The sequence below is a fragment of the Pseudomonas fluorescens genome (assembly GCF_004683905.1).
In the GTDB taxonomy this organism is placed as follows: domain Bacteria; phylum Pseudomonadota; class Gammaproteobacteria; order Pseudomonadales; family Pseudomonadaceae; genus Aquipseudomonas; species Aquipseudomonas putida_A.
On record NZ_CP038438.1, the window covers coordinates 5,887,040 to 5,903,344 of the forward strand.

The window sequence follows — 16,305 nt, forward strand, 5'->3', positions numbered from 1 at the left end:
TTCCGAGACCCTCTTCGTCCGAGCCTGCGAGCCGGTTTGAGCTGACATGACGCGCACCCATGAAATCCGCCCCGACCTGGACGAAGGCATCGACCGCAAGGTGCTCAGCCAGCTGCGCGCGCGTTTTCTCAAACTCAATGAAGGCCGGCTCGGCCGGGCACTTGAAGGCCTGTCGAGCCGCCAGCAAGGCGTGCTGACCCTGCTGCCGCTGTTCTTCCACGTCAATCACCCGCTGTTGCCGGGCTATGTTTCCGGCAGCACCCCCGCCGGGCTGTCCAACTATGAACCGGACGCCAGCGCCCTCACCGAAGCGCAGCGCCTGACCCGCTCGTTCTCCTACAAGCCGCGCCATGGCAGCAACCCGCCTCGGCCGATTCACGGACTGTTTCTGATGGGCAGCCTCGGCACCCTGGCCCAGGCCGATCAGAGCGACATGGACGTGTGGGTTTGCCACGCACCGGACCTGAGCGAAAACGAACTCGCCGAGCTGCGCAAAAAATGCCAGCTCCTCGAAGCCTGGGCCGCGACCCAAGGCGCCGAGGCGCACTTCTTTCTGATCGACCCGGTGCGTTTCGTCAAAGGCGAACGCGACACCCAGCTCAGCTCCGAAAACTGCGGCAGCACGCAGCACTATTTGTTGCTGGACGAGTTTTATCGCACCGCGATCTGGCTGGCCGGGCGCACACCGATCTGGTGGCTGGTGCCGGTCTACGAAGAAAGCGCTTACGACCTGTACACCCACACTCTGCTGTCCAAGCGTTTCATTCGCGCCGACGAGACGCTTGATCTCGGGCATCTGGCGACAATTCCGCCGGGCGAGTTCATCGGTGCCGGCCTGTGGCAGTTGTTCAAGGGCATCGAATCGCCCTACAAGTCGGTGCTCAAGCTGTTGCTGACCGAGGTCTACGCCAGCGAACACCCGCAAGTGCAGTGCCTGAGCCTGCGCTACAAGCAGGCCGTGTTCGCCAATCAGCTGGATCTGGATGAGCTGGATCCGTACATGGTGGTGTACCGACGCATCGAGGAATACCTCAGCGCCCGCAACGAGCCGGAGCGTCTGGAGCTGGTGCGGCGCGCGCTGTACCTCAAGGTCAACCGCAAGCTCACCGGCAACAGCCGCACCCAGAGCTGGCAGCGCTCGTTGCTGGAACGCCTGGCGCACGAATGGCATTGGGATCAGCGCCAGCTGGCCTTGCTCGACAGCCGCAGCCAGTGGAAAGTCCGCCAGGTCAGCGCCGAACGCCGCGCGCTGGTCAATGAGCTGAATTACAGCTACCGCTTCCTGACCCAGTTCGCCCGCAGCGAACAGACCGTCAGCCTGATCAACAAGCGCGACCTGAACGTGCTCGGTCGTCGCCTGTACGCCGCGTTCGAGCGCAAGGCCGACAAGGTCGAATTCATCAATCCCGGCATCGCCCCGGATCTGGCCGAAGACACCCTGACGCTGGTGCAATCGCCGAATAAAAAAGAGCCTGGGCAAACCCAGTGGGGCTTGTACAACGGCAGCCTGAATGCCCTGGAATGGGAGCACTTCGCGCCGATCAAGCGCAGCCGCGAACTGCTCGAACTGCTGACCTGGTGCCATCGCAACGGTGTGATCGATAGCAGCACCCGACTGGCGCTGCACCCCGGTACCAGCGACATGAGCGAGTTCGAGTTGTTCAACCTGCTCGGCAGCCTGCAGCAGTGCATCGCCCTGCCCCTGCCGACCGTTGCCGAAGAACGACTGCTGCGCGCTGCGGTGCCGAGCGAAGTGCTGATGCTGGTCAACGTCGGTGTCGATCCGCTCAAGCACCACCGCGACCTGAACATCCTGATGACCACCGAGCGTACTGACTCGCTGAGTTACGCCGGGGTGCGCGAAAACCTTGTGCTGACCCTCGATCAGGTCACGCTCAACAGCTGGAATGAAGTGCTGGTCAACCGTTTCGACGGCCCCCACGCGCTGCTCGATTGCCTGCGCGACTATCTCAACAATCTGCCGCGCGGCCCGCAGCAGCCGTCATTGAAAGTGCGCTGCTTCTGCCACAACCGCGCGCAGTTCATTGCCCGGCGCGTCGAAGAAGTCATCGACACCGCGCAGACCCTGCTGCTCAGCGAGCTCAATCACCGCTACCTGATTCAGGTGCAACAGCACTATCACGTGCTGGAGCTGGTGCCGGGCCAGGTCAATCACGCAGCCCTCGCGACATTGCCGGCGCTGCTCGATTATCTGGGCGAAGAACAGCCGCGCTACAGCCCGCTGCACCTGGACCCGATGGCGCTGGAGGATCACGACCTCGCGTTGATCCTGCCGATGGGTCAGCCGGAATCGATTCAGGTGTTCTACCGGATCAGCGAACAACAGGCCGAGCTGTACGTGCTGGATGAGTTCAACGCGCTGTGGCAACAGCATCTGCCGTATCACGATGAACAGAGCCTGCTGGTACCGCTGCAGCGCTTCCTGCAATCGATCCAGTACCGACGCGAAGCGCTGTTGCCGATGGATGGCAGCCCGGCGGTCGGCCTCGACACCTTGTATTACCAGCTATTGCCTTCCGGCCCCGGGCGGGCGCGCCGGGTCGAACCACGACCGGCGCCGCAGACACCGGTCAACAAACCGTTCTACGACGTGCAGGCGATCGTCGGCAAAGCCGCACCGGGAGAGGTGCAGGTCACCTTATATTGCAATCAACGGGAATTCAGCGAGCTGGAATATGGCGACCAGCTGTTCCATGTGGTCGCCCGGGAGATCGTCGAGCAGCGCCGCGAGACCGAGCGCTATCGCTGCTACATCACCGACCTGGACCTCTCGGGCCTGCTCGGTGATGGTCAGAGTTCAAGCAATTTGTATCTGCGCTACAAGGCCGACCTGGAGCGCGCCCTGAACGAGGCGCTCGAACAGGTCTGAGGCGGGATCACTCGCGGAATTCACCGCCGTTGGCAGGCTGCGATTCAACTTCCAGCAACGTCAGTTTCAGGGTCTTGCCACCCGGAGCCGGCCAGTCGATGTGCTGACCGACCTTCAGGCCCAGCAGCGCGCTGCCGACCGGCGCGAGGATCGAGATCTTGCCTTCGTCGGCGTTGGCATCCTTGGGGTAGACCAGCGTCAGGTGATAGTCCTTGCCGCTGCCTTCTTCGCGGCAGTGCACGCGGGAATTCATCGTCACGACATCGGCGGGCACTTCATCGTGGCCGACCAGCGTATCGGCGCGGTCCAGTTCGGTTTGCAGCGCGATCACGCCCGGCGCAGCCTGGTCTTTCTCATTCAGGTTGTCGATCAAGCGCTCCAGACGTTGCACGTCCAGACGGGTAAGAGTGATGGAAGGTGCGGTCATGATCCGGGCAGACTCCTTTCTTCTGCACACAAAAAAAGCAAAACCCCGCCAAAAAAGACGGGGTTTTCACCATGCCTCGATGGGTTGAGGCGTGTTCGGACACTATCACAGCTCAAAAAATATACAAGCCACCCACTTTTGATCTGGCAAGAACCCCTGTGGCGAGGGGATTTATCCCCGATGGGTCGCGCAGCGGCCCCCAAGCTTCTGAGACTGCTGCGCAGTCTATCGGGGATAAATCCCCTCACCACAAGGTCGAGTCAAGTCAGGGCTTTTCGTGCGGCAGCCTGCTGGCAGATGATCCGACGGCGCTGATCGTCTGCCGAGCGCCATTCGCGAATATCCTCGACATGGCGGAAGCAGCCGAGACAAACCTTCTGTTCATCCAGCCGGCATACGCCGCTGCACGGCGAAGGCACGGCCGGGCTGATGTTGCTGTAAAGCGGCTTTGGCGGACGAACAGGTGCGCTATCAGTCACGAAATCACAGACCTTCGAAATCGAATTCGACACCGGCCTGCTGCTTGACGATGCGTTCGAGCATTTCGCCCAATTGCTCTTCGCTCTTGTCGCACATCCAGCGCTCGCTCTCTTCGTCGTAGTCGAAGTGGAAACCGCCGGAGACCGCCGCCAACCACAGCTGGCGCAACGGCTCCTGACGACTGAAAATCAGCTGCGTGCCGTTTTCAAACTTCACAGTCAGTACACCGGCCGAGCTTTCCAGGTCGATATCCAGGTCGCTTTCGTCAAAGATGTCCTCCAGTTTTTCCTGGGTTTCATCGACCAGATCGTGGAAACGCGCTTCGGACAAACTCATTGTGGCAACCTCAAAAAATGTCTGATCAGGCTCAAGCGCCGCAAGATACGGACGCTGCCGGCCGATTGCAAAGATTAACGACCAAGCACCTGCCGGCACATCCAACACAACACTTGTGGGAGCGGGCTTGCTCGCGAAGGGGCCGGCACATCCAGCATTTTTCTCGACTGGACCGACGCCTTCGCGGGCAAGCCCGCTCCCACAGGGGTTTATGCGTATTCAGACAGCCCCGCCGGACGGGAACCCCCTCGCATAGGCAAGCTGCCGGGTGGCCGGTATACTCCGGCGCAATTAACGCATTTTCAAGGATTTCGCCATGAAGCGCCTGATCTCTTCCCTTGCTGCGCTCGTCGCGGTTGCCTGCCTCGTTTCGGCCTGTGGTCAAAAAGGCCCGCTGTACCTGCCGGATGACGATCAGGACCCGGCCGAGCAAGCCCAGTCTTCGCAGAAGCAGCCGTCCAAAGCACACAAGCACGACGTTTACCAATAAGGGATCGCCATGGACGCTTTTAACTACCGTGGCGGGGAGCTGTTCGCGGAAGGTGTGGCGCTGTCCGCCATCGCCGACCGCTTCGGCACGCCCACCTACGTCTACTCGCGTGCGCACATCGAAGCCCAGTATCTGGCCTACGCCGACGCGCTGGCCGGCATGCCGCACCTGGTCTGCTACGCCGTCAAGGCCAACTCCAACCTCGGGGTTCTGAATGTCCTGGCCCGTCTCGGCGCCGGTTTCGACATCGTTTCCCGTGGCGAGCTGGAACGTGTACTCGCCGCTGGCGGCAGCGCCGACAAAATCGTGTTCTCCGGCGTCGGCAAGACCCGTGACGACATGCGTCGCGCGCTGGAAGTCGGCGTGCACTGCTTCAACGTCGAATCCACCGACGAGCTTGAACGCCTGCAAGTCGTGGCTGCCGAGCTGGGTGTTCGCGCACCGGTCTCGCTGCGCGTGAACCCGGACGTCGACGCCGGCACCCACCCTTACATTTCCACCGGTCTCAAAGAGAACAAGTTCGGCATCGCCATTGCCGACGCCGAAGACGTGTACGTGCGTGCCGCGCACCTGCCGAACCTGGAAGTGATCGGTGTCGACTGCCACATCGGCTCGCAACTGACCACCCTGCCGCCGTTCCTCGATGCCCTCGACCGTCTGCTGGATCTGGTCGACCGCCTCGGCGACTGCGGCATCCACCTGCGCCACATCGATCTCGGTGGTGGCCTGGGCGTGCGTTATCGCGATGAAGAACCGCCGCTGGCAGGCGACTACATCAAGGCCGTGCGCAAGCGTCTGAACGGCCGTGACCTGGCGCTGGTGTTCGAACCGGGCCGCTTCATCGTCGCCAACGCTGGCGTGCTGCTGACTCAGGTCGAGTACCTCAAGCACACCGAACACAAGGATTTCGCCATCGTCGACGCGGCGATGAACGACCTGATCCGTCCGGCGCTGTATCAGGCCTGGATGGACGTCACTGCGATCAAACCGCGTGACTCCGCTGCGCGCAAATACGACATCGTCGGCCCGATCTGCGAAACCGGCGATTTCCTCGCCAAGGATCGTGAGCTCGCGCTGGAAGAAGGCGACCTGCTGGCCGTGCATTCGGCCGGTGCCTACGGCTTCGTGATGAGTTCCAACTACAACACCCGTGGCCGTGCCGCTGAAGTGTTGGTAGACGGTGATCAGGTTTTTGAAGTGCGCCGCCGCGAAACCGTGGCCGAGCTGTTTGCCGGCGAAAGCCTGCTGCCGGAGTAACCCATGCTGCTGCGTTTTACCAAAATGCACGGCCTGGGCAATGACTTCATGGTTCTCGACCTGGTCAGCCAGCACGCGCATATTCAGCCCAAGCACGCCAAGCAATGGGGCGACCGGCACACCGGTATCGGTTTCGACCAATTGCTGATCGTCGAAGCGCCGAGCAATCCGGACGTGGATTTCCGTTACCGGATCTTCAACTCCGATGGCTCGGAAGTGGAACAGTGCGGCAACGGTGCACGCTGCTTCGCGCGCTTCGTGCTCGACAAACGTCTGACGGCCAAGCGGCAGATTCGCGTCGAGACCAAGGGCGGCATCATCGAGCTGGACGTGCGTAACGACGGCCAGATCGGGGTGAACATGGGCGCGCCGCGTCTGGTGCCGGCGGATATTCCGTTCGACGCACCGGCACAGGCCAGCAGCTATCAGCTGGAAGTCGACGGCACCACGGTCGAACTGGCCGCTGTGTCAATGGGCAACCCCCATGCGGTGCTGCGCGTACAGGACATCAACAATGCACCGGTGCATGAACTGGGGCCGAAAATCGAACACCATCCGCGCTTCCCGGCGCGGGTCAACGTCGGTTTCATCCAGGTCATCGACCGCAACCGCGCGCAGTTGCGCGTCTGGGAACGCGGGGCCGGGGAAACCCAGGCCTGCGGCACCGGCGCTTGCGCCGCGGCTGTCGCGGCCATCAGCCAGGGGTGGATGGATTCGCCGCTGTTGATCGACCTGCCCGGCGGGCGTCTGTCCATTGAATGGGCAGGCCCTGGCCACCCGGTGCTGATGACCGGCCCGGCAGTGCGTGTATACGAAGGACAAGTGCGTCTTTGAGTGAGCAGAAGCCATGACCGATAAGCCTCAGGTACCCGCCCGACAGTCCGACGAATCAGCGTCCGAGAGCCTGGAGGCGGCAGCGGTTGCCGCATACCTGGAGGCTCATCCGGACTTCTTCGTCGAGCACGAAGAACTGCTGCCTGCGATGCGCATTCCCCACCAGCGCGGTGACACCGTTTCGCTGGTCGAACGGCAGATGAGCATCCTGCGCGACCGCAACATCGAGATGCGTCATCGTCTCTCGCAGTTGATGGACGTCGCCCGCGACAATGACCGGCTGTTCGACAAGACCCGTCGCCTGATTCTGTCGCTGATGGACGCGGCCAGTCTGGAAGACGTGGTGATCAGCGTCGAAGACAGCCTGCGCCAGGACTTTCAGGTGCCCTTTGTCAGCCTGATCCTGCTCGGCGACAACCCGGCACCGGTTGGCCGCTGGGTGACTCATGCCGACGCGCAAACCGCGATCGGCGGTCTGCTCACCGAAGGCAAGAGCGTCAGCGGCACTCTGCGAGAACATGAGCTGGACTTCCTGTTCGGCGAAGAACAGCGCAAGCAGATCGGCTCCACCGCGGTGGTCGCGGTCAGCCATCAAGGCATCCACGGCATTCTGGCGATCGCCAGCCGTGATCCGCAGCACTACAAGAGTTCGGTGGGCACGCTGTTCCTCAGCTACATCGCTGAAGTCATGGGTCGCGTGCTGCCACGGGTCAACAGCTCCCTGCGCTCGGTACGCTGAGCATGGAACGACAACTGGACGCTTACTGCGAACACCTGCGCAGTGAGCGACAGGTGTCGCCGCACACCCTGTCGGCCTACCGCCGCGACCTCGATAAAGTCCTCGGCTGGTGCCTCAAGCAGAACATTGGCAGTTGGGCGGCGCTGGATATTCAGCGTCTGCGCAGCCTGATCGCCCGCCTGCATGCGCAGGGGCAGTCGTCACGCAGTCTCGCCCGATTGCTTTCGGCGGTGCGCGGGCTCTATCACTACCTCAATCGCGAAGGCCTGTGCGACCACGACCCGGCCACCGGACTGGCGCCGCCGAAAGGCGAACGGCGCCTGCCGAAAACCCTCGACACCGACCGTGCGCTGCAACTGCTTGAGGGTGCGGTCGAGGACGATTTTCTCGCCCGTCGTGATCAGGCGATTCTCGAATTGTTCTATTCCTCGGGCCTGCGCCTGTCCGAGCTGACCGGGCTCAATCTCGATCAGCTGGATCTGGCCGACGGCATGGTTCAGGTGCTCGGCAAGGGCAGCAAGACCCGCCTGCTGCCGGTCGGCAAAAAGGCCCGCGAAGCACTGGAGCAATGGCTGCCGCTGCGAGCCATGACCAACCCGGCCGACGACGCCGTATTCGTCAGCCAACAAGGTCGGCGCCTCGGCCCACGGGCGATTCAGGTGCGAGTAAAACTGGCCGGCGAGCGCGAACTGGGGCAGAACCTGCACCCGCACATGCTGCGGCATTCCTTTGCCAGCCACTTGCTGGAATCCTCGCAGGACCTGCGCGCGGTGCAGGAACTGCTCGGCCACTCGGACATCAAGACCACGCAGATCTACACCCACCTGGACTTCCAGCACCTGGCGGCGGTCTATGACAGCGCCCACCCACGGGCCAAACGCAGCAAAGGCGACGATTCATGAACATCCAGTTGATCACCTTCGACCTCGACGACACCCTGTGGGACACCGCCCCGGTGATCGTCAGCGCCGAAGCGGTATTGCGCCAATGGCTGAGCGAACACGCGCCGAATCTGGGCGCAGTGCCGGTGGAGCATTTGTGGGGGATTCGTGAGCGGGTGCTGGCCAGCGAACCGGGCCTCAAGCACCGCATCAGTGCGTTACGTCGGCGGGTGCTGTTCCACGCACTGGAGGAAGCCGGGTACGCCCACGGCGAAGCTGCGGATCTGGCCGACAAAAGCTTTGAAGTATTCCTGCATGCGCGGCATCAGATCGAGGTGTTCCCGGAGGTCGAACCGACCCTGGAAATCCTTGCCAACCATTACGCACTCGGCGTGGTCACCAACGGCAACGCCGACGTGCGTCGGCTGGGCCTGGCGGATTACTTCAAGTTTGCCTTGTGCGCCGAAGATATCGGCATCGCCAAGCCGGATGTGCGGCTGTTTCACGAGGCGTTGCAGCGTGGTGATGCCACAGCCGAAACCGCCGTACATATCGGCGATCATCCCGGCGATGACATTGCCGGGGCGCAACAAGCGGGCATGCGTGCCGTCTGGTTCAACCCGACGGGCAAGGTCTGGGAAGCCGAGCGGCTGCCGGATGCCGAGATTCGCAGCCTGACTGATTTGCCGGCGGTGCTGGCGCGCTGGAATGCCCTCTCGAACTGATCCACTATCCCCTGTGGGAGCGGGCTTGCTCGCGAAGAGGCCGTGTCAGTCGACATACAATTTGAATGACACACCGCTTTCGCGAGCAAGCCCGCTCCCACAGGGGATTGCGTGTATCCATGACCTCTTTGTTTCAGGCATGAAAAAGCCCGCAGCGACGGCGGGCTTTTTCAGCAAGCAGGTAGCACGCCTCAGATAGGGCGGCTGCCGTACTTGTTATCCGGCTTCTTGGGCGGATCGGCGACCACGTTGGCCTCCACTTCCTGCACCTTGCCGCCGCGCGCAAGGAATTCTTCCATGGCCTTGGCCAGGGCGTCGCGCTCCTTGTTCTTGGCTTCGATGCTCGGCAACTCGTCGATCGACACCGCAGCCTTGGCTTTGCCTTTGGCAGCCGGGGCCGGCGTATCGTCACCGCCATCGTCGTCAGCAACGTCTTCCGCTGCTGCTTCCAGGCCTTCCTCGGCCTCGTCTTCGTCGCCTACTTCGAGGTCGTCGTTTTCCAGATCATCGTCGCTCATGTTCTACCTCATGACTTGCGAAAAGCAGATTAGTTATAGACCAGCTTTGGCGACTGTCGAAAGTCGCCGGAAAAAAATCGGTAACCGCGGGTGACCAACGGTTTACGCCCCTTCACCGTGCAGGGTGGCGAGGACTTTACGGGCACCGCCATGATCACGGTGCTCGCCCAGATAAACACCTTGCCAGGTCCCCAGAGCCAGTCGCCCTGCCGAAACCGGCAGACTGATCTGACAGCCAAGTACGCTGGCCTTGAAGTGCGCCGGGAGGTCGTCCAGGCCTTCGTCGTTATGCTCATAGCCGTCTGTTCCTTGTGGGATCAGACGATTGAAAAATCGTTCGAAGTCGCGACGGACCGCCGGATCGGCGTTCTCGTTGATGGTCAACGACGCCGAGGTATGCTGCAGCCACAAATGCAACAGACCGACCCGGCACGCCTTGAGTTCAGGCAGGCCGGCGAGTAACTCGTCCGTTACCAGATGAAAGCCCCGGGGCCGTGCCCGCAGGGTTATCAGAGTCTGTTGCCACATACAGTTCTCCGCACGTTCGGGGCGCATTCTAGCGCGCTCTGGGAAAAAACAAAGGCCCTAATATTCCTGCAATGATGTAAGCCATTGGCCGCAGAAAAACGCTTGTCGTAAACACGACCAAAGCCGTACGAAAAATCCTTTCAGCCACTACCTGAATGACAAATTCCAGACAAAAAAATGCCCGGCAAGCCGGGCAAGTTTTTTCGATGCGCGTACTTACAGGTTGTAGCCGCGTTCGTTGTGTTGTGCCAGGTCCAGACCCACTGCCTCTTCTTCCTCGGTGGCACGCAGGCCCATGACCACGTCCAGTACCTTGAGGATGATGAAGGTGACGATCGCGGTGTAGATCACCGTGAAGCCGACGCCTTTGCACTGAATCCACACTTGCGAAGCGATGTCGGTCACGGTGCCGAAGCCGCCCATGGCCGGCGCGGCGAACACGCCGGTGAGGATCGCGCCAAGGATACCGCCGATACCGTGCACGCCGAAGGCATCCAGGGAGTCGTCGTAACCGAGTTTGCGTTTCAGCGTGGTCGCGCAGAAGAAGCACACCACACCGGCCGCCAGACCGATGATCAGCGAGCCCATCGGGCCCACGGTACCGGCTGCCGGCGTGATTGCCACCAGACCTGCAACCACACCCGAGGCAATGCCCAGTGCGCTAGGTTTGCCGTGGGTGATCCACTCGGCGAACATCCAGCCCAGTGCAGCGGCAGCGGTCGCGATCTGAGTCACCAGCATCGCCATGCCGGCAGTGCCGTTGGCGGCCGCGGCGGAACCGGCGTTGAAGCCGAACCAGCCGACCCACAGCATGGCCGCGCCCATCAGGGTGTAACCAAGGTTGTGCGGTGCCATCGGGGTGGTCGGGAAGCCTTTGCGCTTGCCCAGCACCAGGCACGCCACCAGACCGGCGATACCGGCGTTGATGTGGACCACGGTGCCGCCCGCGAAATCGAGCACGCCCCAGTCGCCCAGCAGCGAACCCGGACCGCTCCAGACCATGTGCGCGATCGGCGCATAGACCAGCGTGAACCAGACGCCCATGAACACCAGCATCGCGGAGAACTTCATGCGCTCGGCGAAGGCACCGACGATCAGCGCCGGGGTGATGATGGCGAAGGTCATTTGATAAGTGACGAACACTGCTTCAGGGAACAGCGCTGCCGGGCCGGTAATGCTGGCAGGCGTGACGCCCGCGAGGAAGGCCTTGGCAAAGCTGCCGACGAAGGAGTTCAGGTTGACGACGTTGGCTTCCATCCCGGTGGTGTCGAACGCCATGCTGTAGCCATAAAGGAACCACAGGATGGTGACCAGGCCGGTAATGGCGAAGCACTGCATCATCACCGAAAGAATGTTTTTCGACCGCACCATGCCGCCGTAGAACAGCGCGAGGCCCGGAATGGTCATGAACAGCACGAGGGCTGTGGAGGTCAGCATCCAGGCGGTGTCGCCGGAATTGAGGACAGGAGGCGCCACCGGATCTGCCGCCATAGCCAGGCCGGGCATTACGATGGACAACAGGGCGCCTAGCCCTGCGAATTTACGCAGAGTCATATTGTTTTCTCCTGGGGCGTTGGGTTTGTGGCGGCGTTTAGATCGCGTCGGTATCGGTTTCGCCGGTACGGATGCGGATCGCCTGTTCCAGATTGACCACGAAGATCTTGCCGTCACCGATCTTGCCGGTGTTGGCAGCCTTGGTTATCGCCTCGATAACCCGATCCAGATCCTTGTCGTCGATAGCAACGTCGATTTTCACCTTGGGCAGAAAATCGACCACATACTCCGCGCCGCGATACAGCTCGGTGTGACCCTTCTGCCGGCCGAAGCCTTTGACTTCAGTAACGGTAATGCCCTGCACGCCGATTTCGGACAGCGACTCGCGCACGTCGTCCAACTTGAACGGCTTGATGATGGCAGTGACTAGCTTCATGAAACTCTCTCCCGAATTGGTGGACTTGCCCCAGGAAAACAAACCCGACTCAAGTCTAAGCGCAGTGCCTGGCTTTGTAACGCATCGTCGGCCTTACCTGCCCGACTGACGCCAGCTAACCGCTGCCGGCGAAACTCCCCGTCCCGCCTGCCGCACTGCATTCGTCACAGCGACTGCATCAGTGCATGGGTCACTACCGACTAAGCAGAAAGCTTGCCATCTCGCCAAATTCCTCTGATTTCAAGCCCTTGGCCGCTGCCACAGGCGCCCGCGCAAAAAAGCCCCGACGGTTACGCACAACAACGGTGCGTTGCCGTCCGTCCGCTTGCGCGAAAAGCGTGCATCCGTGCCTGCGTCAATGACTATAGACACTGCGTGATACACTGCCCGCCACTGTTTACAGGACACATTCCATGCTCGCGCCCAAAGACTTCCTCGACGCCCTGAGCGGCACCGCCTCCCGCCTGTTCAGCGGCGACACCCCGCTGCCGAAAGCCGAAATCGAAAGCCAGTTCAAGATGCTGCTGCAGAGTGCGTTCAGCAAACTCGATTTGGTGAGCCGTGAAGAGTTTGATAGTCAGATGGTTGTATTGGCGCGTACCCGTGCTCGCCTCGAAAGCCTTGAGGCCAAAGTCGCCGAGATGGAAGCCAAGCTGACGCCGCCGGCCGAGTAAGTCTGCAGACCCTGAGCCAAAGTGCCTTGAAGTTTGCGAAAGAAATTAAACCGCTCCTGCCGAGGCAGGAGCGGTTTCCGTCAGATCAATCCTCTACAACGAATTATTCCAACGGTCTCGCAGAAACTCGTACAGGCGAAAAGCCCATAGCGCGATTCTGACGAGGCGCCACATATGTTTAAGAAACTTAGACATACTTTGGCCCTCCTTGCGTGGGGCCAAACCTCCGATGCACTTTCCGGCGTACGAACACCTTCGGGACTACACGTGAGTATGTCCGCCAAGGCGGCCGGGTGTGGGTTCCTCAAATACAGCACCGGCACGGGTCTCACACCGTGTCGAGGAACATGAAGTCTTTGCGCTCCCGGCCACACTTCGCGAATACCCCATGAGTGGGCATCGTCATTGCGGACTTTATGACAGCCCTTAGAAAGCGATTTAAACAACTTGTATCAAGTCGTTATGAGGCGCTATCAACGGGACCGTTGCCCCCCTTTCAAGCCCATCTGATACTTGCGCCAATGAGCAAACATGCATAACCTGATCGCACGTGAGTGTGTCCGCAAAGGATACGCAGGCCTTGGCCTCACCGAAGCCTGCAAACTGAAAACCGTCTCCTCAAGGCGGTTTTTTTTCGCCTCGAAATTGGTTGACCGCTTTCCCGCAACATCCAGTGAAAGTTCGCCCCCGCCTGATCGCCCTTCCCCAACTACCCTTCAAAAACCCGCAGGAAGCGGTCCCCGATTCAGCTCAAGGAACGACCATGTCCCTCTCCATCGTCCACAGCCGCGCCCAGGTTGGCGTGGATGCTCCCGCTGTCACCGTCGAAGTCCATCTCGCCAACGGTCTGCCCTCGCTGACCATGGTCGGCCTGCCTGAAGCGGCGGTAAAGGAGAGCAAGGATCGCGTGCGCAGCGCGATCATCAATTCCGGGCTGCAGTTTCCGGCGCGGCGGATCACCTTGAATCTGGCGCCGGCGGACTTGCCCAAGGATGGCGGGCGCTTTGATATGGCGATTGCCCTGGGGATTCTGTCGGCGAGTGTGCAGGTGCCGTGTCTGACGCTGGATGATGTGGAATGCCTTGGTGAACTGGCGTTGTCCGGCGCTGTGCGGCCGGTACGCGGGGTGTTGCCGGCGGCACTGGCGGCGCGCAAGGCCGGGCGGGCACTGGTGGTGCCGCGGGCGAATGCCGAGGAAGCGTGCCTTGCTTCGGGTTTGAAGGTGTTTGCGGTGGATCATCTGCTGGAGGCAGTGGCGCATTTCAACGGGCATACGCCGGTCGAGCCTTATGTCTCGGACGGGCTGATCCATGCGGCGAAACCTTATCCCGACCTCAATGAGGTGCAAGGACAGATGGCCGCGAAACGGGCGCTGCTGATCGCGGCGGCGGGCGCACACAACCTGTTGTTCAGCGGGCCGCCGGGGACCGGCAAGACCTTGTTGGCAAGTCGCTTGCCGGGCCTGCTGCCGCCACTCTCCGAATGCGAGGCGCTGGAAGTGGCGGCGATTCAATCGGTCGCCAGCGGCGTGCCACTGACCCATTGGCCGCAGCGACCATTCCGTCAACCGCACCATTCTGCATCGGGGCCGGCGCTGGTCGGTGGCAGCTCGAAACCGCAACCCGGCGAGATCACCCTCGCCCACCACGGTGTGCTGTTTCTCGACGAGCTTCCGGAATTTGATCGCAAGGTGCTGGAGGTGCTGCGCGAGCCGCTGGAATCCGGGCATATCGTGATTGCCCGAGCCAAGGATCGCGTACGCTTTCCCGCGCGTTTCCAGTTGGTGGCGGCAATGAATCCTTGCCCCTGTGGATATCTTGGCGAGCCGAGCGGCAAGTGCTCTTGTACACCGGACATGGTGCAGCGCTACCGCAACAAGCTATCGGGGCCGTTGCTGGATCGGATCGATCTGCACCTGACGGTGGCGCGGGAAGCGACGGCGTTGAATCCGGCAGTGAAGCCAGGCGAGGACAGCGCCAGTGCGGCAGCCGTGGTGGCCGAGGCACGCGAACGCCAGCAAAAGCGTCAGCGTTGTGCCAATGCGTTCCTCGATCTGCCAGGCCTGAAGCGGCACTGCCAGTTATCCACAGCCGATGAGAAATGGCTGGAGTCAGCCTGCGAACGGCTGACCTTGTCACTGCGCTCAGCCCATCGTTTGCTCAAGGTCGCCAGAACCCTGGCAGACCTTGAGCAAGTCGATGCAATCAGCCGTGAGCATCTGGCCGAGGCGCTGCAATACCGGCCGGCGACGCCTTAATGCTCGGTCAGATCCACCAGCGGCGCCTGTCGCACTTCGGTTTCACGCCCGGCCTGGATTTCGCTCACGCGCTTCAAGGCGTTATCCACAGCGCCTTTGTCTGCCAGCAGGCTGTAGCTGATCTGAAACTGTTGGCTGGCCTTTGGCGCAATGGTCGGCACCAGATTCAGCGGACGCTGATAGCGGCGGTTGTAGGAAAAGCTGGTGCCCGGCTCAAGCCCAGTGACATAGCCCTGCCCTTGGGTATCGGTATTTTTCCACAGGGAAAACACTGGCAGCTGCTGTGTATTGAAGCCAACAGAGACACCGAGGCTGCCAGCCTTGTTGTGCAAAACAGTCAGGGTTTCGCCTTTTGCGTCGGCGTAGGGCACGACGTTATAGACGGTTTCGTCGTAGTCCTTGGTTGGACCGCGATAAGTCTGCCAGTCCGCCAACTCGGCTTTGGCCTTGTCGTTGAACGGCGAGACCTGTTTCACCGGCGCCGCGAACCGCGCGCCCTGCTCAAGGAACGGTGTACTGAAGTTACTGTGATACAGCGCCTGGTATTCCTTCGGATAATCGCCGTTGTTGGTCAGCGTATCGTTGAGGGCAAAGCGCACGCTGCCCGGCTCGGTGACCAGCTCAGTGACGACCGAGAAGTCGACTTTCTTGAACGCCTGTTCCTTCAGTTCACCGCGCAGACTGATGGCGTAGGGTGGTTTTTCATCGATGTGCAGCGTGACAGTGCTGGCCGGAATGTTCGCGGCGCGGCCGTGCAGGGTCAGCAACTCGCCATTGTCCATACCGGGATGGCCGACCCATTCGTAACCGCAGCGGGTCACCAACTCATTGAAGCCTTCCAGCCAGCCCAGGCCACCGCGTCCATTGAGTTCGATGAAGGCCGGGTTGACCACTTCCTTGACCGGCGAATCCCAACCCATGCGCACGTTACCAACCGACGCCTGCAGGACATTCATGCCGCGGGTCGGCACCACCGAGAGTTTCATCGTGCCGTTATCGATATCGACGATGCTGACACCTTCCTGTCGTCCGCCGTGCAAGGTTCGCAGACTCACGGAGAAAGGCTTGTCGGTTTTCAACCCGAGTTGCTCACTGGTAATGCTCCAGTTTTGCGCGGGCTTGTTGGTATCGAGGAGTACGTAATCCCAGGCCATGGCGTGGGAAGCAGCAGAGAGTGCGCCGAATGCAACGGCGAGTTTGAACGGGGTCATGGCAGCAGCCTTTATTGGAGTTGTGCCATTTTTATAGCGCTGCGGAAACGTTTCAGCAAGAAAAGATGAGAGACATATAGGATGATTTGCCATGGATCGGCGGCGTTGCATTCGCGAGCAGGCTCGCT

17 protein-coding genes are annotated in these 16,305 nt (G+C 61.1%); 9 read left to right on the top strand and 8 right to left on the bottom strand.

What is annotated here, in order from left to right; genetic code table 11:
• Positions 1-46: 46 nt before the first annotated feature.
• Positions 47-2,890, top strand: a complete 2,844-nt coding sequence (locus tag E4T63_RS27305; protein WP_134784947.1) for a class I adenylate cyclase — start codon at positions 47-49, stop codon at positions 2,888-2,890.
• 7 nt (positions 2,891-2,897) lie between these two features.
• Here the strand turns inward: E4T63_RS27305 and rnk are convergent, their stop codons facing one another.
• The 3 genes from rnk to cyaY form a co-directional block, all read right to left on the bottom strand.
• Positions 2,898-3,317 carry a nucleoside diphosphate kinase regulator gene (gene rnk, locus E4T63_RS27310; protein WP_003229397.1) on the bottom strand — a complete coding sequence of 140 codons (420 nt, stop codon included), beginning with the start codon at positions 3,315-3,317 and terminating at the stop codon, positions 2,898-2,900.
• Positions 3,318-3,577: 260 nt separating this feature from the next.
• The gene (locus E4T63_RS27315) at positions 3,578-3,796 is read right to left on the bottom strand and encodes a DUF1289 domain-containing protein (RefSeq protein WP_081730175.1); all 219 of its coding nucleotides are present in this window, start codon (positions 3,794-3,796) and stop codon (positions 3,578-3,580) included.
• Positions 3,797-3,800: 4 nt separating this feature from the next.
• A complete protein-coding gene (gene cyaY, locus E4T63_RS27320) occupies positions 3,801-4,133 on the bottom strand; it encodes an iron donor protein CyaY (RefSeq protein ID WP_003229398.1) in 333 nt (110 codons plus the stop codon).
• Positions 4,134-4,449: 316 nt separating this feature from the next.
• Between cyaY and lptM the strand changes: the two genes are divergently transcribed.
• From lptM to E4T63_RS27355, 6 genes are read left to right on the top strand one after another with little or no spacing between them, the layout of a single operon-like run.
• On the top strand, positions 4,450-4,623 hold the full coding sequence (gene lptM / locus E4T63_RS27330) for an LPS translocon maturation chaperone LptM (protein WP_007911098.1): 174 nt from the start codon (positions 4,450-4,452) through the stop codon (positions 4,621-4,623).
• 9 nt (positions 4,624-4,632) lie between these two features.
• The gene (gene lysA / locus E4T63_RS27335) at positions 4,633-5,880 is read left to right on the top strand and encodes a diaminopimelate decarboxylase (RefSeq protein ID WP_135296823.1); all 1,248 of its coding nucleotides are present in this window, start codon (positions 4,633-4,635) and stop codon (positions 5,878-5,880) included.
• A gap of 3 nt (positions 5,881-5,883) precedes the next feature.
• Complete coding sequence (dapF, locus tag E4T63_RS27340; RefSeq protein ID WP_027610441.1) at positions 5,884-6,714, top strand: diaminopimelate epimerase; 831 nt, start codon at positions 5,884-5,886, stop codon at positions 6,712-6,714.
• Between the two features lie 13 nt (positions 6,715-6,727).
• The gene (locus E4T63_RS27345) at positions 6,728-7,453 is read left to right on the top strand and encodes a DUF484 family protein (protein WP_097089519.1); all 726 of its coding nucleotides are present in this window, start codon (positions 6,728-6,730) and stop codon (positions 7,451-7,453) included.
• Between the two features lie 2 nt (positions 7,454-7,455).
• Positions 7,456-8,355, top strand: a complete 900-nt coding sequence (gene xerC / locus E4T63_RS27350; protein ID WP_003229409.1) for a tyrosine recombinase XerC — start codon at positions 7,456-7,458, stop codon at positions 8,353-8,355.
• Positions 8,352-9,059, top strand: coding sequence for an HAD family hydrolase (locus tag E4T63_RS27355; RefSeq protein WP_135296824.1), 708 nt, complete (start codon positions 8,352-8,354; stop codon positions 9,057-9,059). Before xerC ends, E4T63_RS27355 begins: the two co-directional genes overlap by 4 nt.
• A gap of 191 nt (positions 9,060-9,250) precedes the next feature.
• On the opposite strand, the gene sutA is transcribed toward E4T63_RS27355, so the two are convergent.
• The 4 genes from sutA to glnK form a co-directional block, all read right to left on the bottom strand.
• Positions 9,251-9,577 (bottom strand): transcriptional regulator SutA, encoded by a 327-nt coding sequence (gene sutA, locus E4T63_RS27360; protein ID WP_003229413.1) that lies wholly within the window; start codon positions 9,575-9,577, stop codon positions 9,251-9,253.
• A 102-nt stretch (positions 9,578-9,679) separates the two neighbouring features.
• Complete coding sequence (locus E4T63_RS27365; protein WP_003229414.1) at positions 9,680-10,105, bottom strand: secondary thiamine-phosphate synthase enzyme YjbQ; 426 nt, start codon at positions 10,103-10,105, stop codon at positions 9,680-9,682.
• Between the two features lie 216 nt (positions 10,106-10,321).
• Positions 10,322-11,659 (bottom strand): ammonium transporter, encoded by a 1,338-nt coding sequence (locus E4T63_RS27370; protein ID WP_025113244.1) that lies wholly within the window; start codon positions 11,657-11,659, stop codon positions 10,322-10,324.
• A 37-nt stretch (positions 11,660-11,696) separates the two neighbouring features.
• On the bottom strand, positions 11,697-12,035 hold the full coding sequence (gene glnK, locus E4T63_RS27375) for a P-II family nitrogen regulator (RefSeq protein ID WP_002555808.1): 339 nt from the start codon (positions 12,033-12,035) through the stop codon (positions 11,697-11,699).
• 413 nt (positions 12,036-12,448) lie between these two features.
• Here glnK and E4T63_RS27380 point away from each other — a divergent pair, with 413 nt between their 5' ends.
• Entirely contained in the window at positions 12,449-12,709 is a 261-nt protein-coding gene (locus E4T63_RS27380) for an accessory factor UbiK family protein (protein ID WP_007920416.1), read from the top strand.
• Between the two features lie 763 nt (positions 12,710-13,472).
• Complete coding sequence (locus E4T63_RS27385) at positions 13,473-14,966, top strand: YifB family Mg chelatase-like AAA ATPase (protein WP_135296825.1); 1,494 nt, start codon at positions 13,473-13,475, stop codon at positions 14,964-14,966.
• Here the strand turns inward: E4T63_RS27385 and E4T63_RS27390 are convergent.
• A complete protein-coding gene (locus E4T63_RS27390; protein ID WP_135296826.1) occupies positions 14,963-16,177 on the bottom strand; it encodes an aldose 1-epimerase family protein in 1,215 nt (404 codons plus the stop codon). The two genes, E4T63_RS27385 and E4T63_RS27390, sit on opposite strands and share 4 nt — an antisense overlap.
• Positions 16,178-16,305 lie beyond the last annotated feature (128 nt).